This is a genomic window from Streptomyces xanthii (assembly GCF_014621695.1).
GTDB lineage: Bacteria > Actinomycetota > Actinomycetes > Streptomycetales > Streptomycetaceae > Streptomyces > Streptomyces xanthii.
The window spans coordinates 3,333,059-3,351,951 of record NZ_CP061281.1 but is presented as its reverse complement, the minus strand read 5'-3'; the positions used below and the strand labels follow the sequence as shown (position 1 = coordinate 3,351,951).

20 protein-coding genes are annotated in these 18,893 nt (G+C 72.2%); 10 read left to right on the top strand and 10 right to left on the bottom strand.

All coding sequences use genetic code 11. The annotated features are described in order from the left end of the window. Positions 1-13: 13 nt before the first annotated feature. The 3 genes from IAG42_RS15115 to IAG42_RS15105 all read right to left on the bottom strand — a co-directional run bounded on the left by IAG42_RS15115 (position 14) and on the right by IAG42_RS15105 (position 3,326). Positions 14-1,327: a DUF2637 domain-containing protein gene (locus tag IAG42_RS15115; protein WP_188337519.1), complete on the bottom strand. Its 1,314-nt coding sequence runs from the start codon at positions 1,325-1,327 to the stop codon at positions 14-16. Positions 1,328-1,457: 130 nt separating this feature from the next. Beyond that, positions 1,458-2,285, bottom strand: a complete 828-nt coding sequence (locus tag IAG42_RS15110; protein WP_188337518.1) for a DUF3558 domain-containing protein — start codon at positions 2,283-2,285, stop codon at positions 1,458-1,460. 153 nt (positions 2,286-2,438) lie between these two features. Next, positions 2,439-3,326: a DUF3558 domain-containing protein gene (locus IAG42_RS15105; protein ID WP_188337517.1), complete on the bottom strand. Its 888-nt coding sequence runs from the start codon at positions 3,324-3,326 to the stop codon at positions 2,439-2,441. Between the two features lie 185 nt (positions 3,327-3,511). Here IAG42_RS15105 and IAG42_RS15100 point away from each other — a divergent pair, with 185 nt between their 5' ends. Next, positions 3,512-4,705, top strand: a complete 1,194-nt coding sequence (locus IAG42_RS15100) for an RtcB family protein (RefSeq protein ID WP_188337516.1) — start codon at positions 3,512-3,514, stop codon at positions 4,703-4,705. A 56-nt stretch (positions 4,706-4,761) separates the two neighbouring features. Here the strand turns inward: IAG42_RS15100 and IAG42_RS15095 are convergent, their stop codons facing one another. The 3 genes from IAG42_RS15095 to IAG42_RS15085 all read right to left on the bottom strand — a co-directional run bounded on the left by IAG42_RS15095 (position 4,762) and on the right by IAG42_RS15085 (position 6,726). Beyond that, positions 4,762-5,616: an LAGLIDADG family homing endonuclease gene (locus IAG42_RS15095; RefSeq protein WP_188337515.1), complete on the bottom strand. Its 855-nt coding sequence runs from the start codon at positions 5,614-5,616 to the stop codon at positions 4,762-4,764. A 132-nt stretch (positions 5,617-5,748) separates the two neighbouring features. Further along, entirely contained in the window at positions 5,749-6,162 is a 414-nt protein-coding gene (locus tag IAG42_RS15090; RefSeq protein ID WP_188341394.1) for a MarR family winged helix-turn-helix transcriptional regulator, read from the bottom strand. A gap of 78 nt (positions 6,163-6,240) precedes the next feature. Next, entirely contained in the window at positions 6,241-6,726 is a 486-nt protein-coding gene (locus IAG42_RS15085; protein WP_188337514.1) for a hypothetical protein, read from the bottom strand. A gap of 77 nt (positions 6,727-6,803) precedes the next feature. Between IAG42_RS15085 and IAG42_RS15080 the strand changes: the two genes are divergently transcribed. The 3 genes from IAG42_RS15080 to IAG42_RS15070 all read left to right on the top strand — a co-directional run bounded on the left by IAG42_RS15080 (position 6,804) and on the right by IAG42_RS15070 (position 8,169). After that, positions 6,804-7,139 (top strand): YnfA family protein, encoded by a 336-nt coding sequence (locus tag IAG42_RS15080; protein ID WP_188337513.1) that lies wholly within the window; start codon positions 6,804-6,806, stop codon positions 7,137-7,139. 62 nt (positions 7,140-7,201) lie between these two features. Next, complete coding sequence (locus IAG42_RS15075; RefSeq protein ID WP_188337512.1) at positions 7,202-7,969, top strand: SDR family NAD(P)-dependent oxidoreductase; 768 nt, start codon at positions 7,202-7,204, stop codon at positions 7,967-7,969. Between the two features lie 2 nt (positions 7,970-7,971). Beyond that, the gene (locus IAG42_RS15070; protein ID WP_188337511.1) at positions 7,972-8,169 is read left to right on the top strand and encodes a hypothetical protein; all 198 of its coding nucleotides are present in this window, start codon (positions 7,972-7,974) and stop codon (positions 8,167-8,169) included. Between the two features lie 16 nt (positions 8,170-8,185). On the opposite strand, the gene IAG42_RS15065 is transcribed toward IAG42_RS15070, so the two are convergent. After that, complete coding sequence (locus IAG42_RS15065; protein WP_188337510.1) at positions 8,186-9,019, bottom strand: helix-turn-helix domain-containing protein; 834 nt, start codon at positions 9,017-9,019, stop codon at positions 8,186-8,188. A 79-nt stretch (positions 9,020-9,098) separates the two neighbouring features. On the opposite strand from IAG42_RS15065, the gene IAG42_RS15060 reads away from it, so the two are divergent. The 3 genes from IAG42_RS15060 (at position 9,099) to IAG42_RS15050 (ending at position 11,580) form a co-directional block, all read left to right on the top strand. Next, a complete protein-coding gene (locus IAG42_RS15060; RefSeq protein WP_188337509.1) occupies positions 9,099-9,701 on the top strand; it encodes a TIGR03086 family metal-binding protein in 603 nt (200 codons plus the stop codon). Between the two features lie 122 nt (positions 9,702-9,823). Further along, a complete protein-coding gene (locus IAG42_RS15055; protein WP_188337508.1) occupies positions 9,824-10,915 on the top strand; it encodes an LLM class flavin-dependent oxidoreductase in 1,092 nt (363 codons plus the stop codon). Beyond that, positions 10,912-11,580 carry a CE1759 family FMN reductase gene (locus IAG42_RS15050; RefSeq protein ID WP_188337507.1) on the top strand — a complete coding sequence of 223 codons (669 nt, stop codon included), beginning with the start codon at positions 10,912-10,914 and terminating at the stop codon, positions 11,578-11,580. Before IAG42_RS15055 ends, IAG42_RS15050 begins: the two co-directional genes overlap by 4 nt. A 45-nt stretch (positions 11,581-11,625) precedes the next feature. Here the strand turns inward: IAG42_RS15050 and IAG42_RS15045 are convergent, their stop codons facing one another. Further along, positions 11,626-13,191 carry a hypothetical protein gene (locus tag IAG42_RS15045; protein WP_223206012.1) on the bottom strand — a complete coding sequence of 522 codons (1,566 nt, stop codon included), beginning with the start codon at positions 13,189-13,191 and terminating at the stop codon, positions 11,626-11,628. Between the two features lie 9 nt (positions 13,192-13,200). After that, positions 13,201-14,520, bottom strand: coding sequence for a glycosyltransferase family 4 protein (locus tag IAG42_RS15040; RefSeq protein ID WP_188337506.1), 1,320 nt, complete (start codon positions 14,518-14,520; stop codon positions 13,201-13,203). A 177-nt stretch (positions 14,521-14,697) separates the two neighbouring features. Between IAG42_RS15040 and IAG42_RS15035 the strand changes: the two genes are divergently transcribed. The 3 genes from IAG42_RS15035 to IAG42_RS15025 all read left to right on the top strand — a co-directional run bounded on the left by IAG42_RS15035 (position 14,698) and on the right by IAG42_RS15025 (position 18,060). Next, positions 14,698-15,420, top strand: coding sequence for a response regulator transcription factor (locus IAG42_RS15035; protein ID WP_188337505.1), 723 nt, complete (start codon positions 14,698-14,700; stop codon positions 15,418-15,420). Positions 15,421-15,536: 116 nt separating this feature from the next. Further along, a complete protein-coding gene (locus tag IAG42_RS15030; protein ID WP_223206402.1) occupies positions 15,537-16,937 on the top strand; it encodes a HAMP domain-containing sensor histidine kinase in 1,401 nt (466 codons plus the stop codon). Between the two features lie 256 nt (positions 16,938-17,193). Next, positions 17,194-18,060 carry an LLM class flavin-dependent oxidoreductase gene (locus IAG42_RS15025; RefSeq protein WP_188337503.1) on the top strand — a complete coding sequence of 289 codons (867 nt, stop codon included), beginning with the start codon at positions 17,194-17,196 and terminating at the stop codon, positions 18,058-18,060. 22 nt (positions 18,061-18,082) lie between these two features. Here IAG42_RS15025 and IAG42_RS15020 read toward each other — a convergent pair whose 3' ends face one another. After that, positions 18,083-18,709 (bottom strand): hypothetical protein, encoded by a 627-nt coding sequence (locus tag IAG42_RS15020; protein ID WP_188337502.1) that lies wholly within the window; start codon positions 18,707-18,709, stop codon positions 18,083-18,085. Between the last annotated feature and the right edge of the window lie 184 nt (positions 18,710-18,893).

Here is an 18,893-nt window from a genome sequence, read left to right as displayed (position 1 = left end):
TACGCCCCCGAGCTCAGGCGATGTGGTCGTCCATCAGCTCGGCGTTCAGCCGCTTGCTGAACAGCTCGTGGTAGCGGGCCAGATCACGCTGCTCCAGCTGCGCGCCGTACGTCGCCTCCACGTTCGCCTGGAACGCGGCCGGCGTCGGCATGCCCTCACCGTCTATCGAGTACCGGAACACCTGGTACAGATCCTCGTCCGACGGAGCCGCGGCGCCCTCCGCCTGCGCCTCCTGCGGCTGCGGCTGCGGCGCGCCGTCACCCAGCGGACGCGTGCCACCCGCCCCGTCCGGCACCGGGAACTCCTGCTGCACCACCGGCTCCGGCTCCGCTGCCCGCGGACGCGGCACCGGCACCGGGATCTGCTGAGGCTGCTCCTCGTACCAGTCCTGGTGCTCCTCCTCCGGCACGAACGTCGGCGGCTCGAAACTCGGGTCGTACCCGCCGTGGTACTCCACCTGCCGCTGCTGCGCGAACCACTGACTCGGCACGTCCGCGGCCTCCGCCACCGCCTCCGCCGACGCGACCGGCACCGGAGCCTGCGCCGGAACCGCCCCCTGACCCTGCGACCCCTGCCCCGCCGGCAGCTGCTGCCGCTCCGGACCCGCCGCCACCGGCAGCACCGGAAGCTGCGGCTCCTCGATCCCCGCGGCCGCCAGCCCCGCCGGAGCCGTCTCCGCCAGCGGCACCCCGTACCGCGCGAGCCGCAGCGGCATCAACGACTCCACCGGAGCCTTGCGCCGCCACGCCCGCCCGAACCGCGACCGCAGCCGCGCCTGATACACCAGGCGCTCCTGCTCCAGCTTGATCACCTGCTCGTAGGAACGCAGCTCCCACAGCTTCATCCGCCGCCACAACAGGAACGTCGGCACCGGAGACAGCAGCCAGCGCGTGATCCGCACACCCTCCATGTGCTTGTCCGCCGTGATGTCCGCGATCCGGCCGATCGCATGACGCGCCGCCTCCACCGCCACCACGAACAGCACCGGAATCACCGCGTGCATACCCGTACCCAGCGGATCCGGCCACGCCGCCGCACCGTTGAACGCGATCGTCGCCGCCGTCAACAGCCACGCCGTCTGCCGCAGCAGAGGGAACGGAATACGGATCCACGTCAACAACAGATCCAGCGCGAGCAGCACACAGATACCCGCGTCGATACCGATCGGGAAGACGTACGAGAAGTTCCCGAAACCCTTCTCGATGGCCAGCTCACGCACGGCCGCGTACGAACCGGCGAAACCGATCGCCGCGATGATCACCGCGCCGGCGACGACCACCCCCACGAGTATCCGGTGCGTCCGTGTCAGCTTCAGTGGCCCGGCCACTCCAGCTCCCCTCCCAGTTGGGCATGTTGCGGCAACAGACTGGCACATGCCGCCCGGCCCCCGCGGGCCGGTACGCCGGGAGCCCGGCACCCAAAAGGGGCCGGGCTCCTCAAATCCCTTGAAGCGAGAGCTAGTTCTTGCTCGACGCCTTGTCATCGGGAGACTTCGAAGCACCCTTCGACGGAGAAGCGCTCGCCGACGCGTCACCCGCACCGGAACCCGCCTCGCCGGACTTCTCCACCGCGGCCACGAGCTCCTTCGCCGCCTTCTCCGCGTCCTTCGACAGCTCACCCGCGTCCGGCGTCTTGTCACCCGCCAGACCCGAACCATTGAAGTCCACCGTCACCACGACGTTGGCCACCCGCGTCACGACCGTCTGCTGCTTCGACGTGACGTCCTTCTTCTTGTCCTTGTACGTCCGGTCGTAACGCACCAGCGACGCCTCGTCGCCCGTGCCCGACACCGCCGACGTCTTCACGTCCTTCGCGCCGTCGGTCGCCTGCGCGTCCTTGACCTGCTTCGCGAAATAGTCCGCGGCCAGCTCCGCACCACTGCCCCGGTTCACATCAGAGTCGAACCGGACCAACGAGACATTCAGCCAGCGGTACTGCGAACCCTTCACACCGTTGTTGTCCAGGCTCGACCACGAACAGCTCGCCCGAGCCGTCTCGTCGTCCGACGAACCCGCCTTGCTGTCCCCCTTCGGGACCAGGTCCTCCAGCGTCTTCTTCGACAACGCCGAACACGCCTGCGGCAGCGTCGCGAACTTCGCCGGCTCCACCTTCTTCTTCGCCGCACCCTGAGCGGCCGAGGCGGACGCCTTCGCCCCCGACCCCTTCTTCGCCCCCTCGTCGGAGCCCGAGCCGGAGTCGGACGAACAGCCGGCTACGACGAGAACCGCCGGCACGGCGGCCGCGCAGACGAGAATGCGGGTGAGTCGCTTGGTCGGACGGTGCATGGTTCCTTCACCAGGTCGCTGACAGGGCCACGGCCCCGACTCCGCGGCGGCACACACGCACCACCCCGAACCCGGGTCCGAGCAGCCACCGTACGCCGAAGCCGCCCCGCCCGCCGAGCCTCACCGAACGCCGGACACCCGCCCCCGCCCGTGCTACTCCCCGAACTTCCCCACCAGCGTCCGCGCCAGTTCACGCGCTGTGTCCTGCATTTCCTTGCTGTCCGGCACCTCTCCGGACAACGCCGACTGCGCCTCGTACTCGACCGTCACCAACGCGTTGGACGTGCGGAACACCACAGTCACCGTCCGCCGCTGCGCCGCCTCCGGCCCCGCCAGGACATCGTTCAGGAACGCCTCGTCCCCCAGATCGTCGAGCAGCCGCGGCCCCAGCTCGGCCTCGTCGGCGGACGGCGCCTCCGATGAGGCGTCAGCGTCCCCCTTCTTCTCCTTCTTGCCCTTGGCCGTCTTGGCCGGGGACCCCGAAGCGGAAGCAGAGGCCCCCTTCGAGGAACCGGGCGCGCCAGAGGCGTCGGGCGAGGCCGAATCCGTCCCCGCCGAACCCTCCGGGGACTCCGTCGGCGTCACCTCGAGACCGGCCCGACCCGCCTTCGCCACGTACACGCCCTCGGCCCGCGCGTCGTCACTCACCCGCGCGTCGTAGGACACCACCCGCTCGAAATCCAGCGTCAGCCGGTGCACCCCGCCCTCGGCCGAGTCGTCCTTCCAACTGCACCCCACACGCCGGTCCGTGTCGTACGTGGCCGAAGCCGTCCCCTCGTACGCCTTCTCGCGCTGGCGCTGATCCGGAACCTCCGCGATGCCCGGCAGCATCTCGTCCAGCGTCGCCCGCTCCGGCTGGGCGCACGGCTCCGGCAGCGTCCGGTACCGGCCCGGCTTCGCCGCCGGCGCCGACGCGCTGACCTCGCCCGGCTTCGCGTCGTCCCCGCCGTCACCCGAGTCCGGGCTCCCGGTGCACCCGGCGAGCAGCACCGTCAGGAGCACGGCGACACCGGGCACGTACGCGTAGGACTTCCGCTGCACCGTGGGGGCTCCTCACTGGGCTAATTCGGTTGCCGCCCTGGTGCGGCCGATGACCACAATGTCTATCGCACGCACTGCCGTGGACGCCGGTCCGGCGACCGATTCGTCGACCTTGGCTCCGGTATTTGCGTTTTCAGACTTCAGGTCCAACGAGGTTGGACGCGGGCCCGACATCGGGGGATTTCATGACATACGTAGAGGTGCCGGGGGCGAAGGTCCCCATCCGGATGTGGACCGACCCGACGTCGGTCGAGGACGCGGCGATGCAGCAGCTGCGCAACGTGGCGACCCTGCCCTGGATCAAGGGCCTGGCCGTCATGCCGGACGTCCACTACGGCAAGGGCGCGACGGTCGGCTCGGTGATCGCGATGCAGGGCGCGGTGTGCCCGGCGGCGGTCGGCGTCGACATCGGCTGCGGCATGAGCGCGGTGAAGACGTCCCTGACCGCGAACGACCTCCCCGGCGACCTGTCCCGCCTCCGCTCCAAGATCGAGCAGGCGATCCCGGTGGGGCGCGGCATGCACGACGAGGCCGTCGACCCGACCCGCCTGCACGGCTTCTCGACGGCCCCGTGGGAGGACTTCTGGGGGCGGTTCGAGGGGGTCGCGGACGCGGTGAAGTTCCGGGAGGGGCGGGCACGGAAGCAGATGGGAACTCTCGGCTCGGGCAACCACTTTGCAGAAGTTAACGTTTGCGATTCTGGTTCCGTCTGGCTGATGCTGCACTCCGGATCGCGGAACATCGGCAAGGAGCTGGCCGACCATCACATCGGCGTCGCCCAGAGCCTCCCGCACAACCAGAACCTGGTCGACCGTGACCTGGCCGTCTTCATTTCCGATACTCCGCAGATGGCGGCGTACCGGAACGACCTGTACTGGGCGCAGGAGTACGCGCGGTACAACCGCACCCTGATGATGAACCTCTTCAAGGACGTCATCCGCAGGGAGTTCAAGAAGGCAAAGGTTTCGTTTGCTCCCGAGATCAGCGCTCACCACAACTACGTCAGCGAGGAGCGCTACGACGGCATGGACCTGCTGGTCACCCGCAAGGGAGCGATCCGCGCGGGTTCCGGCGAGTACGGGATCATCCCGGGCTCCATGGGCACGGGTTCGTACATCGTGAAGGGCCTCGGCAACGCGGCGTCCTTCAACTCCGCGTCGCACGGCGCGGGTCGGAAGATGAGCCGTAACGCGGCGAAGAAGCGCTTCTCGACGCGGGACCTGGAGGAGCAGACGCGGGGCGTGGAGTGCCGAAAGGACTCCGGCGTCGTGGACGAGATCCCGGGCGCGTACAAGCCGATCGAGCAGGTCATCGAGCAGCAGCGTGACCTGGTCGAGGTCGTGGCGAAGCTGAAGCAGGTCGTCTGCGTGAAGGGTTGAGAGCGGACACGAGAGGGGCCCGAGCCGTCACACGGCTCGGGCCCCTCTGTGTGTGTCTACTGGGGGAGCGGTACTTGTCCGGTGCGGAGCCGCCAGAGGCGCAGGTGGCAACTCTGTACGGACCGGCCCAGCTCCTCGGCGCCGGCTGAGGCGTCACCGTGCTTCAAGAGCACCCGGTCCTCCCACTCCTTCCAGCGGCGCCGGTTCGGGGAGCGCTTCATGTCCGCCGGCCGGGTCCACTCCTGGAGTGACTCAGCTGCCTGGCGCTTGCGGTCGAGGGACAAGCAGCCCGGGTAGTACAAGTGCGCGGAGAGGGCCTGCGCCGTCTCCTTCCAGTACAGAACGTTGTAGATCCCGTCCCGCTCGTTGCGGCCGGGATGCCGTGAAGTGCCGGTGAGCTTCTTCGTGTAGAAGCACAGGTAGACCGCGATCGCCGTGCTGGCCGTTGTGAGGGAGATGAACGGCAGGCCGTCCTTCGTGTGGCCGACCGAGCCGTCGGCGTCGATGACGCCTCGCAGGTAGTCGGGGCGGGAGAACGGCACGCGCGGGGGCGTGATCTTCTTGGACTTCCGCCCGTAGGGAAGTCCGAGCTCATTGATGCGGGTGCGAGCCTCGAGGGAGCAGAGGGTCCAGGTCGCGGTGTGGCTCTCTGCCGCGAAGTTCGTGGCCCGAGTGCGCTCGGTGACGCTGCTGCTGTAGGGCGTCAGTTCCTGGAACCTGTGCAGGAGGCCGATGTCCCGGATGTTGAGCTCCGCACTCAGGCGGCCCCTTTGCCGGGTTCCCTGTTGCAGATGCCCGTCCATCTGCAGAAACCCAAACATGTAGGAGTATTCCGGGACTTCGAGGTCCATGAAGCCCGAGGCGGACTCGAACGTCAGTTGGTGTGGAGCGCTAGGCTCGCGTGCAGCCATGGGAAGTTACAGCCTTCCTCTTGGTGAGGCCCTCGGGCGGGACGGCAATCCCGGCCGGGGGCCGCTCTATGTGGTTGTACGACTGCGACGTTAGTCAGCGTGTTCCGGTGTCGGGCGGATTCTCGATCGGGCTCACTCGTGTGGGTGGCGGAGGCGTTCGATCTGGGTGGTGCTGAAGGCGACCGTGCGTTTCATGTGGGCTGTGATGAGGGCGAGTTCGGAGTTTTCGAGGTCTTCGAAGAGGGCGGACCAGTCGGTGGCGAGGCGGTCCCAGACGGCGCCGAACTCCGCCGTCTTCTCGGGGACGAGGGTGACGAGGACGCGGCGGCGGTCGGTGGTGTCGCGTTCCCGGGTGACGTAGCCGGCCTTCTGGAGGCGGTCGACGAGGCGGGTCGCGGAGCCGGTGGTCAGGCCGGTGAGTTCGGCGATGCGGCCGGTGGTGACGGGGGCCGCTTCGAGGCTGAGGAGGTTGAGGCACTGCAGGTCGGTGGGGTGCAGGCCGAGGTGGTCGGCGACGGCCTGGTTGAACAGGGCGTAGGCGGCCATGTAGCGGCGCGACGTGGCGAAGAGGTCGTCGAGCAGGGCGGTGCGGGTGGGCTTGGGCACGGGTTCAACGTAGCGGCGTCAGAAGGTGTACGTGTCGCCGGTGTCCAGGACGAGGAGCCGGTGGTGGTCGTTGTCGGGGTTGTGGTCGGTGGGGCCGCCGGTGAAGACGGTGTCGACGGTGAGGGTGAGTTCGCTGGGGGTGGCGGCGAGGCGGAGGTCGAGGCTGAGGGGGGTGCCGGTGGTGTCGGCGGGGAGGGCGCCGGTGCGGCAGGCGAGGGAGTGGGGGCCGGTGCGCAGGCAGGCCGGGGGGAGGGTCTGGGCGTCGGCGAGGGGGGTGCTCCAGGTGAGGCGGACGGTGGCGTCGGGGATGTCGGCGGGGCCGTGGTTCTGCGGGGTGAGGTGGAGGGTGGTGCGGCCGGGGGTGAGGGTGGCGGTGCCGTGGTGGGCGAGGTCGGCCTCGGGCGCGTTGCCGTCGGCGGCGGTGTGCGGGGCTGCCGGTGTGGTGGTGAGGAGGAGGGCGGCTGTGGCGAGTGCCGTGGTGAGGGCGGTGGCGGTGAGATTCATGGGGGCGGTGTTCCACCTGGGGTGTGGCGTGATGCGCGGGGCGTGGGGGTGTGACTCGCACGTGGGACGCTGTGGGCATGGTCGTCGCCCGTTCTGTCGTGCTGTTCGTGCTGGCCGCGTTGTTCGAGATCGGGGGTGCGTGGCTGGTGTGGCAGGGGGTGCGGGAGCAGCGGGGCTGGGTGTGGGTGGGGGTGGGGGTGATCGCGCTCGGGTTGTACGGGTTCGTGGCGACGTTGCAGCCGGACGGGGAGTTCGGGCGGATCCTGGCGGCGTACGGCGGGGTGTTCGTGGCGGGGTCGATCGCGTGGGGGATGGTCGCGGACGGGTACCGGCCGTCGCGGTGGGACGTGGTGGGTGCGGTGATCTGTCTGGTGGGGATGGCGGTGATCATGTACGCGCCGCGGGGTGACTGAGCGCGCGTACTCTGGACGGGACCCTGTTCGCGCGTCGTCCGCCCGTACCGTCTGGAGCAGCCATGGCCCCCGCAGCCGCGTCCCGTATCGCCGTCGTCACCGGTGCGAGCAGTGGGATCGGTGCCGCGACGGCGCGGCAGCTGGCGGCGGCGGGTTATCGGGTGGTGCTGACGGCGCGCCGCAAGGACCGGATCGAGGCGCTGGCCGAGGAGATCACGGCGGCGGGGCACGACGCGGTGGCGTACGGGCTGGACGTGACGGACCGGGCCGCGGTGGACGAGTTCGCGCGGGCGTTCCGGACGGTCGGGGTGCTGGTGAACAACGCGGGCGGGGCGCTGGGCGCGGATCCGGTGGCGACGGGTGACCCGGAGCAGTGGCGTCAGATGTACGAGACGAACGTGCTGGGCACGTTGAACGTGACGCAGGCGCTGCTGCCGGCGCTGACCGGGTCCGGTGACGGCACGGTGGTCATCCTGTCGTCGACGGCGGGGCACGCGACGTACGAGGGCGGCGGCGGTTATGTGGCCGCGAAGCACGCGGAGCACGTGCTGGCGGAGACGCTGCGGCTGGAGATCGTGGGGACGCCGGTGCGGGTGATCGAGGTGGCGCCGGGTCTGGTGAAGACGGACGAGTTCGCGCTGACGCGGTTCGGCGGGGACAGGGAGAAGGCGGAGAAGGTGTACGCGGGCGTCGCGGAGCCGCTGACGGCGGACGACGTCGCGGACACGATCACCTGGGCGGTGACGCGGCCGCCGCACGTGAACATCGATCTGCTGGTGGTGCGCCCGCGTGCGCAGGCTTCCAACACCAAGGTGCACAGGGAGCTGTGACGATGTCGGACGGCACGCAGGCCGGCCCTGGTTCTCCGGCTCCCGATCCGCTGGACGTGCTGCAGCGTGAGTACGACGCGCGGCGGGCGGCGCAGGAGAAGAAGGGGGAGCGGTACATGTGGTGGTACCTGGGTTATTTCCTCTTCGGGATCCACATCGTGGCGTTCGTGATGATCTACGCGGTCACTCACGCGAAGTAGTCCGGGTGCGGGGTGCTCAGGGTGACTCGCCCGCGTAGGCGGCGGGGGAGACGCCGATGGTGGTGGTGAAGTCGCGGACGAGGTGGGCCTGGTCCGCGTAGCCGAGGTCGGCGGCGAGGGCGGCCCAGTCGACGGTGGTGCGGGTGGCGGCGGCTTCGAGGGCGTCGTGGATGCGGTAGCGCAGGATGCACCATTTGGGGCTGACGCCGACGTGGCCGGCGAAGAGCCGTTGCAGGGCGCGTACGGACATGGCTTCGTCGTGGGCGAGGTCGGCGACGCGCTGGACGGTGCGGTCGGTGCGGATGCGGGCGACGAGGCGGCGGGCCTGTTCGGTCTGGGGGTCGGGGGCGGCCGGGGCCAGGGGGAGCAGGTAGGCGTCGAGGGCGGCGACGCGGTCCTGGTCGTCGGCGGGGCCGACGATGGCGGGGATGTCGGTGGTGGGGAAGAGGGCGTCGTAGGGCAGGACGCGGCCGGTCCAGTGGGAGACGGGTGTCTCGGGGGCGAAGGGGCGGAAGGCGCCCGGGTGGAACTTGACGCCGCAGACGCGGCCGCGGCCGCCGATCTTGCGGGTGTAGAGGCCGGGTGCGCTGACGCCGGTGAGTTCGCCGTAGGGCGGTCCTTCGTTCTCGTCCCACTGGAAGGTGAGGTGCACGGCGGGGTGCGGGACGATGTGGGAGGCGTAGGGGGCGGGGAGGTCCCAGTCGATCAGCCAGTAGTGCTCGATGTAGGGGCGCAGGGGTTCGGCGGGCGGGAGCCGGCGGAAGCGGACGCGGGTGAGCAGGGCGGCGGGGTCGACGATGCCCCGTGTGTCCTGGCCCTGGTCCTCGGCGCGGCCGCGGTCGCGTTCCATGCCGGGATCGTACGGCGGGCCACTGACAGTGCCGCGTTTCTTCAAGAGCCGGGCGCCCTGGCGTTCGTACGGTCGGGGTATGGACAGTGACGAGCGGGAGACGGTCGGGCCGGCGGAGCCGGCGTTCGGTGTCGGTGAGCTGATGGAGCGGGCGGCGGGGCGGGCGGTGCCCGTGGTGGCCGCGATCGCGGACGGAGACCTGGAGCGGCCGACGCCGTGTGCGCAGTACACGGTGAAGGACCTGGTCAACCATCTGATCCAGGTGCTGGTGCAGTTCCAGGCGCTCGCGGCGAAGGGGGAGTCGGACTTCTCGGGGGCGCCGGATTTCGTGGGGGAGGACGCGGCGGGCTGGCGGGACCGGTTCGCGCGGGAGGCGTCGGCGCTGGTCGCGGCGTGGTCGCGGCCCGGGGCGGAGGAGGGGACGGCCGGGGCGATGAACATGCCGGCCCGGTTGGTGGGCTCCATGGCGCTGCTGGATCTGACGGTGCACGCGTGGGATCTGGCGCGGGCGACGGATCAGCGCTATGAGGCCCCCGCGGAGGTGGTGGGGCCTTTGATCGCGGCGGTGTCGGAGCTGGGGCCGACGGCGCGGCGGATGAACGTGTTCGGGGCGGAGGTGGAGGTGGCGGCCTCGGCGGATCCGTTCGTGCGGCTGCTGGCGGCGACGGGGCGCCGGGTCTGAGGGGGTGAGGCGCGGTCGGCGGGGGTCTGCTCGGGGTCTCGGGGAGGGGTGCGGGAATAGCTCGCCGGGGTCTCACGTTCCGGGGTATAGTTGAATCGTCAACAACCCGGAGGGTGAGCGAAATGCAGTTCGGGATCTTCACCGTCGGTGACGTCACCGTCGACCCCACGACCGGCCGTGCCCCGACCGAGCACGAGCGCATCAAGGCGATGCTCGCGATCGCGCAGAAGGCGGAGGAGGTCGGCCTGGACGTCTTCGCGACCGGTGAGCACCACAACCCGCCGTTCGTCCCGTCGTCCCCGACGACGATGCTCGGCTACATCGCCGCCCGCACGGAGAACCTGATCCTCTCCACGTCCACGACCCTGATCACCACGAACGACCCGGTGAAGATCGCCGAGGACTTCGCGATGCTCCAGCACGTCTCGGACGGCCGGGTCGACGTGATGATGGGCCGCGGCAACACCGGGCCGGTCTATCCCTGGTTCGGCAAGGACATCCGCGACGGCATCGACCTCGCGATCGAGAACTACGCGCTGGTCCGCCGCCTGTGGGACGAGGACGTCGTCACCTGGAAGGGAAAGTTCCGCACGCCGCTCCAGTCCTTCACGTCCACCCCGCGCCCGCTCGACGGCGTCGCGCCGTTCGTCTGGCACGGCTCCATCCGCTCCCCGGAGATCGCCGAGCAGGCCGCGTACTACGGCGACGGCTTCTTCCACAACAACATCTTCTGGCCCGCCAGCCACACCAAGCAGATGGTGAACCTGTACCGGCAGCGCTACGCCCACTACGGGCACGGCACCCCGGAGCAGGCGATCGTCGGCCTCGGCGGCCAGGTGTTCATGCGCAAGAACTCGCAGGACGCGGTGCGTGAGTTCCGCCCCTACTTCGACAACGCGCCGGTCTACGGCCACGGCCCCTCGCTGGAGGAGTTCACCCGCGAGACGCCGCTGACCGTCGGCTCCCCGCAGGAGGTCATCGAGCGGACCCTGTCGTTCCGTGACTACGTGGGCGACTACCAGCGCCAGCTGTTCCTGATGGACCACGCGGGCCTGCCGCTCAAGACGGTCCTGGAGCAGCTCGACCTGCTCGGCGAGGAGGTCGTCCCGGTGCTGCGCAAGGAGTTCGCGAACCTCAAGCCGGCGAACGTGCCGGACGCCCCCACCCACGCCGCCCGTGTCGCGGCCAAGAACGAGGAGGTCAAGAGCGCATGAAGCTCGTCGTCGTCTCGGCGGGGCTGAGCGCCCCGTCCTCCACCCGGCTGCTCGCCGACCGGCTGGCCGCCGCCACCCGGGAGCACGCCGGGAGCGACATCGACGTGCAGGTCATCGAGTTGCGGGACCTGGCGACGGAGATAGCCCAGCACTTCGTCACCGGGTTCCCGTCCTCCCGGCTCGCCGCCGCGCTCGACGCGGTGGCGGCCTCGGACGGCCTGATCGCCGTGTCGCCGGTGTTCTCGGCGTCGTACAGCGGACTGTTCAAGTCGTTCTTCGACGTCATCGACAAGGACGCGCTCACCGGGAAGCCGGTGCTCGTCGGCGCGACCGGCGGCACCGCCCGGCACTCGCTCGTCACCGAGCACGCCCTGCGCCCGCTGTTCACGTACCTGAGGGCCCTCGTCCTGCCGACCGCGGTCTACGCGGCCTCGGAGGACTGGGGCGACGAGGGCCTGGACCGGCGCATCGCCCGGGCGGGCGCCGAACTGGCCCGCTTCCTGGCCCCGGCCGCCGCGGTGCCCCGCCCGGGCACCCCGGACGTGGACACGGCGGCGGCGATCGCGCCCCGCTCGCTGCACGGCGCGATCACCTCGGTCGACCCGGCGGACGGCTTCCAGGTCGTCCCCTTCGAGCAGCAGCTCGCCGCGCTCCGGGCCGAGTAGCGGCGGGTGCGCGAGCAGCGGAGGGCACAGAGGGCACGGAAGGCGCTATGGGCCGGGAGGCAGCTGCTCCCGGCCGGGCGCCTTCCAGGCCGTCCAGCCGGGGGTGCCCGGCAGCTCGTACGGGGTCCAGTCGCGGGCGTGGTGCGGCGGCCGCTGCCCGCGTGAGGTGAGCAGGGCCGTCGGCACCAGGGCCGCCCGGCGCAGCAGTCCGGCCCGGGTGGTGGAGGCGTTGTTGCCGGTGAGCTGCGCGGACGCGCAGCCGGCGGCGTAGGCGATGGGCAGGGCGCGCGGGCCCGTGACCAGGCACGGCGGTGTCAGCCCGAGTGAGCGCAGCCCGCGGGCGGCCGCCACGTAGCGGGCGTCCTTCGCCGCCGTCTCGGCCGTCTGCCGGCCGAGCACCAGGAACTGCCCGCAGAGTTGCACCGCGCACACGGCGACGACCAGCGCGGCGAGCACCCGTGGCCGGGCGATCCGCACCGCCACCGTGGCGACGGGCAGTGCAAGGAGCGCGTACGCAGGGACGAGGAAGCGCGGCGCGGAGTACCCGATGAGCAGCAGGTACGAGACGCCGAGCGCGGCGGCGCAGGCGACGCACAGCACGATCGGGGCCGTCGGCGCGTTCCGTCCGCGCCGGCGGTCGCGCCAGGTCAGGAGGACGGCCGCCGCCGCGAGCAGGGGGAGGGCGAGCCACCACAGGGACGTCAAGGGCAGGTCGGGCGGGCCGCTCGTGCAGGGGCGGCACAGGAGCGGTCCGTTCAGGGCGTGCCAGGCCGTGCCGAGGTTCGGGTGGAGGCCGAGGTCGCCCTCGGTCGCGCTGGACACGTGCAGGCGGGCGCGGACGCCGCCCCAGCGCGCGTACGCCTCGACGATCCACTGGGCGAGCCCGGCGGCGAGCCCCGCCGCGAGGAACGGCAGCATCCGCCGCCGCCCCCGGGCCGCCGCGGCGCACACCGCCATCGGCAGCACCAGCCACACCGCGTCCGGCGCCCGGAACAGGGCCACCCCCGCGACGCAGCAGGCCAGCGGGACGCCCCGGCCGCGCAGGAAGCAGCCGACGGCGCCGACCGCGCCGAACGCCACCCACAGGTTGGGCATGGCCATCGGGCCGGACAGCACCGTGATCCACAGGCTCGCGAACAGCAGCGCCGCGAGCGCCGTCACCCGCGTCCCGAGCAGCGGCCGCCACACCCGGAACGAGGCGTAGAGCGCGGCCGAGGACAGCACGGTCAGGACCACGCGCAGCACGGTCGTGGAGGCGGTGAGCGCGACGACCGGCGCGGTCAGCAGGCTCGTGCCGCGGGAGCGCGGGGCGCTGAAGAACGCGGCCGGCCGGCGCGGGTCGTACTGCGAGAGGTAGACGGACTCGTCCCAGCCGAGCCCGTGGCGCAGCCGCGGTACGACGAGGACCAGCGCGAGGAGCCCGTAGAGGGCGGCGACGACGGCGAGCGGATCGACGCGCGGGCCGGTGCGGCCGGCGGTTGCGCCGCTGTGAGCGGGCCGGGAGACGGGTCGCCACCGACTTTGTCGATCCGTCTCCCGGCCCTGGGGCACCCGCCGCCCCCGGGACCCGAAGGCCGTGGATCCCGAGGGTGCGGGCGGTTCGGAGGGCACGGGACGTCTCTAGGGGTGCCGGGGGTGCGCGGCGGGACTTCCGGGCCGGCGCCGGTCACCGGGCTGCTGGTCGCCGGGGCGGTCCGCGTGCGGGCCGCCGCCCCCGGGACCCCGCAGGGCGCGGGCCCGGCGGCGGGCCCAGCCCGTGGCCCGGGCCGTGAAGCGCTGCCAGGAGCGGCGGTGGCGGGTCTCGCGCAGCTCCGCGAAGAGGAGGGCGTAGCGGGAGACGATCGGGGCCGGGTCGAAGCGGTGGGCCGAGGCGAGGGCGGCGGTGCCCATCGCGCGGCGGGCCGGCGCGTCCTCGATCAGGGCGACGATCGCCTCCGCGAGGGCGCGGGTGTCGCCGAGCGGGACGAGCCGGCCGTCGACGCCGTCCGTGATGATCTCGGCGGGGCCGAGCGGCGCGTCGGTGCTGACGACGGGCACCCCGCAGCGCATCGCCTCGACCAGCGTCATGCCGAACGACTCCGCGTCCGAGGCGCTGACCACGATCGACGCCCGCGCGAACTCCGGCTCGATCGGCGACACCGCGCCCATCAGGCGGGCCCGCCCGGTGAGCCCGAGCCCGCCCACGAGATCGCGCAGCCGCGCCTCCTGCGGGCCGCCGCCGTAGATCCGCAGCTCCCAGTCCGGCTCCTTCGCGGCGACCGCGGCGAACGCCTCCAGGAGCAGGTCGTAGCGCTTGCCGGGGGCGAGCCGGCCCGCCGCCGCGATGATCCGGGAGGAGCCGTCCGACGGGGGCACGTCGGCGGGCGGCACGATGTTCGGCACGGCCAGGATCCGCACGCCGGGCAGCGGCATCCGCGCCCGGTACACGGCCGCGTCCGCCTCCGTCGTCGTGACGACCGCGTCGAGGAACCGGTAGTGCCGGGCCAGCTGCGCCCGCAGCTTCTTGCCGTGCGCGTCGTGCCGCAGGTGCTCCTGCCCGATGCGCAGGGCGCGCCGCGGACCCCACAGCGACAGATAGACGTTGAGCCCGGGGCGCGTACCGATCACGACGTCCGCGTCGCAGCTCTCCAGGTAGGCGCGCACCCGCTGGTCGTGCAGCAGCGAGTACTGCTCGAACCGCTTCTCGGCCGAGGGGAAGGCGCGGGCCGGGCGCGCGAAGGCGTCCAGGTCGCGGTCCGTGCCGCCCTCGCGCGCGTCGACGAGCGGGACCAGCGAGATCCTCGGGTCGAGGGCGAACCGGGGGTGTTCGCGGTGCCGGTTCATCGACGCGACCTCCACCTCGTGCCCGCCGTGCTCGGCGAGCGCGGCGGCGAGGTTGAGCGTCGTGCGCACCGTGCCGCCGATGGCGTACGCGTTGTGCAGCAGGAACACGATCTTCATGCGTAGTGCCTTCCCCGTGCCTTCCCCGGCGGACGCGGTCCGGCGGTGCGATGTCCCGCCTCACCGTGCTCCTCTCGGGTAAGCCGCTGCTCCGGGGCGGGTGAGAGCCGGGTAAGAAGCCGTTCGGCGGACCTCCGAACGGGGGAGCCGCGCACGTCACGGGGGCACACTGGGCAGGTGTCCGATTCCGCCGCACCCGCCCCCACCGTGCTGCTCGCCGAGGACGACCGGGCGATCCGCAACGCCCTCGAACGCGCGCTGACCCTGGAGGGCTACGCCGTGACGGCCGTCGCCGACGGCGTCCAGGCGCTGGCCGCCGCCCACCGCGCGCGGCCCGACATCCTCGTCCTCGACGTGATGATGCCGGGCATCGACGGCCTCCAGGTCTGCCGGGTGCTGCGCGCGGAGGGCGACCGCACGCCGATCCTGATGCTGACCGCGCTCGTGGAGACCCCGGACCGGATCGCGGGCCTGGACGCGGGCGCCGACGACTACGTGGTCAAGCCGTTCGACGTCGAGGAGGTCTTCGCCCGGCTGCGGGCCCTGCTGCGCCGCACCGCCCCCGAGCCGGAGCCGCAGCCGCAGGAGCCCGGCGCCGACGGCCAGGTGATCGCCGCCGACCTGCGCATCGACCCGCAGGCCCGGCGCGCCTGGCGCGGCAGCCGCGAGCTGGAACTGACCCGCACCGAGTTCGACCTCCTCGAACTCCTCGCCCGCAACCACGGCATCGTCCTCGACCACGCCACGATCTACGACCGCATCTGGGGCTACGACTTCGGCCCCGGCTCCAAGAACCTCGCCGTGTACGTCGGCTACCTGCGCCGCAAGGTCGACGACCCCGACGGCCCGCCGCTCCTGCACACCGTGCGCGGTGTCGGCTACGTCCTGCGGGAAGCGTGAACGGGCCGCGCGGGGACGCCTCGGAGGCGCGCGGGGACGCCCCTGGGCCGCGCGGGGACGCCGCCGAGGCGCGCGGGGACGCACCCGAGGGGCCCGGGGCCCGGCCGCCGCGCAGCCTGCGCACCAAGCTCGCCCTGTCGTTCGCCGCCGTCGCCGCCGGGGTGACCGCCCTGGTCGGCTTCCTCTCCTACGACGCCGCCGCCCGGCTGGTCCGCGTCGACCAGCAGGCCGTGTTCGACGAGGTCGTCCACGACCTGCGCCAGCAGGTCACGCAACAGACGCTGCGCCCCGGCGACTTCACCTCCGGCGACCCCGACCACGACGGGCCGCGCGACGACCTGACCCGCCCGGCCGGCACCGACGTGCAGGTCCTCGGCCCCGGCGGCGCCGTCGTCGACGCGGGCAGTCCGAGGCTGCCCGTCGACGCGGCCGCCCGCCGCACCGCCGACACCCCGAAGGCCGGCACCCGCGCCGAGGACGACGAGGTCGTGATCGACGGCGACGTGTACCGGATGGCGACCGTCGCGCTCGGCGGCGGGCGCGGCGCGGTGCAGGTCGCGCAGGAGTTCAGCGACACCGAGGACCTGCTGCGGGAACTGCAGAAACGCACCGTGCTGTTCGCGCTGGCCGTCGTCGCCGCCGCCGGCCTGTTCGGCTGGTGGCTGGCCCGCCGCATCACCTCCCGGCTCGTCCGGCTCGCCGGCACCGCCGAACACGTCGCCTCCACCGGAAGGCTCGACGTGGCCGTGCCCGTGGAGGGCGGCGACGAGGTCGGCAGCCTGGGCCGCTCCTTCGACCGCATGCTCGGCCGGCTCGCCCGCTCCGTCGAGGACCAGCGGCGCCTCGTCCAGGACGCGGGCCACGAACTGCGCACCCCGCTCACCTCGCTGCGCACCAACATCTCCCTGCTGCGCCGCATCGACGAGCTGCCGCCCGCCGCCCGCGAGGAACTCGTCGCCGACCTCGCCGACGAGTCCCGCGAACTGACCGACCTGGTCAACGAACTGGTGGACCTCGCGGCCGGCAAGGAGGACGAGGAACCGGTCGTCACCGTCGCCCTCGCCGACACCGCCGAGGACGCCGCGACCCTCGCCCGGCGCCGCACCGGCCGCACCGTGGTGGTGCGGACCGAGGGCGACACGGCCGTACGGGGGCGGGCCGCGCAGTTGCAGCGGGCGCTGTCCAACCTGGTGGAGAACGCGGCCAAGTTCGACCCCGAGGGCTCCACCGCGATCGAGATCGTGGTGAGCCGGGGCGCCGGATCGCCGGCCGTGCGGGTGGAGGTCCTCGACCGGGGACCCGGGCTCGCCGCCGACGACGCCGAGCGGGTCTTCGACCGGTTCTACCGGGCGCCGGCGGCGCGGAGCCTGCCGGGGTCGGGGCTCGGGCTCTCCATCGTGCGGGATGTTGCGGCGGCGCACGGGGGTGTCGTGTTCGCCGCCGCGCGAGAGGGGGGCGGGGCCGTGTTCGGCTTCACGGTGCGGGGTGCGGAACCGGGCGCCTCGGACTCGCCGTAACTCCGCCCGTTCGTCGCCCGACCATCGGCCGGTGGGGGCTGATCGCGCAGTTCCCCGCGCCCCTGAAATGCAGACCCTTCGGGTCGCATTTCCCCGATGCGCTGACGCCCCCTGGAGATCGCGCACGAAGTGCGCATCTCCATAGGGGCGCGGGGAACTGCCCGACCAGCCCCCACCGGAGCCGCAGACGAAGTCGATTGACCCGGGCCCACAATTGGCTGGCCCCGACGCAGAGTTGGGGAGGACGATGCGCCGCATGCGCTACTCCATCAACATCCCGAACTTCGGCGACTTCGCCGACGCCAGGACAGTCGCCCGCACCGCCCAAGCCGCGGAATCCGCCGGCTGGGACGGCCTGTTCGTCTGGGACCACGTCGTGCACGACAAGAAGGCGCAGCAGGGCAAACCCTTCGGCGACCCCTGGATCCTGCTGACCGCGGCGGCCCTCGCCACGAGCAGGATCCGCCTCGGCCCCCTCGTCGCGGCGATCCCCCGCTACCGCCCCGAACAGCTGGCCCGCCAGACCGCCACCCTGGACGCCCTGAGCGGCGGCCGCCTGATCCTCGGGGCCGGACTCGGCGGCCCCGCCGACGACGAGTACGGCAGCTTCGGCGACACCACCGACCGCACCGTGCACGCGGAACGCCTCGACGAGGGCCTCGACCTGCTGGCCCGCTACTGGTCCGGCGAGACCGTCACCCACACCGGCGCCCACTACCGCGTACAGGAGACCCAGCTGCTGCCCGCCACGACGCAGCGCCCCCGCCCGCCCGTGTGGATCGGCGGCTTCTGGCCGCACCGGCGCCCGATGCGCCGCGCGGCCCGCTGGGACGGCGCGGCCCCGCTGTTCACGGACGCGCTGCACGGGGTGCCGCCCACGCCCGAACGGCTCGCGGAAGCCGTCGCGTACGTACGGGATCACCGCGAGGACCCGCAGGCCCCCTTCGAGATCGTCACCGGCGGCCTCACCCCCGCCGACCCGGCCGCAGCCCGCGACATCGTCGGCCCGCTCGCCGACGCGGGCGCCACCTGGTGGGACGAGCGCCAGCTGCAGAGCGGCGGCTCCGTCGACTCCTACGAGGCGGTCCTGCGCCGCATCGAGGCGGGACCACCGAAGATCTGAGGCACGAGGCCCGGGCCGGACCCTACGGCCAGACCAGGCAGTACGGCTGATGCCCCGCCTCGTGGAGGCGGTGGCTGAAGTCCTGCCACTCGTGCAGGAGCTGGTACACGTTGAACGCGTCCCGCGGCCCGCCCCGGTCCGGGACCGTCGACCAGATGAACGCCGCGGCGCCGACGGCCTCCTCGCCGACCCCACGCAGCGGGTCGACGACCGTCATGGGGAGCTTGACCACCGCGTAGTCGGGGTGGAGCACGACCAGCTCCAGCGGCGGCACCTTGTGCAGGGGTATGCCCTCGATGCCGGTGAGGACCATCGCGGCCATCGTCTCCGGCTTGATCTTGGTGAACATGCCGCCCATGCCCAGCTCGTCCCCGCCGAGCTCCTCGGGACGCATGGAGATCGGGACGCGGGCCGCCGTCGCGCCGTCGGGCGCGCCGAAGTACTTGTAGGTCACCCCCACCCGGCCACCATTCCCGCCGCTCTCCCCGCCTGCCCCGCCGTCGACGCCCGCGCCGCCCTCGTCGTCCGGAGAGTCCGAGGCGCGCTGGGTCCGGGCCGCTCTGTCGTCGCGCCGGTGCTTCCCCCGACGGGCACGCCGCGGGCCCAGGTCGTCGGTCCCCTCGCCCAGTCCGCCGCCACCGCGATGCATATCTCCACCCGACTGCTGTTCCAAGGGCACCAAGGCCCTTTTCTAGGCCGCGCGACCGCCGACGCGCAACCCGATCATCGTGTCAGTGACCTCCCCCACCCTCACCCGCCGAAACGTGCGAGTGAAACAACTGCGCGAGCGGTCGGCCCCCCGGGCCGCAGGGGGCCCAGGACACCGAGTCTAG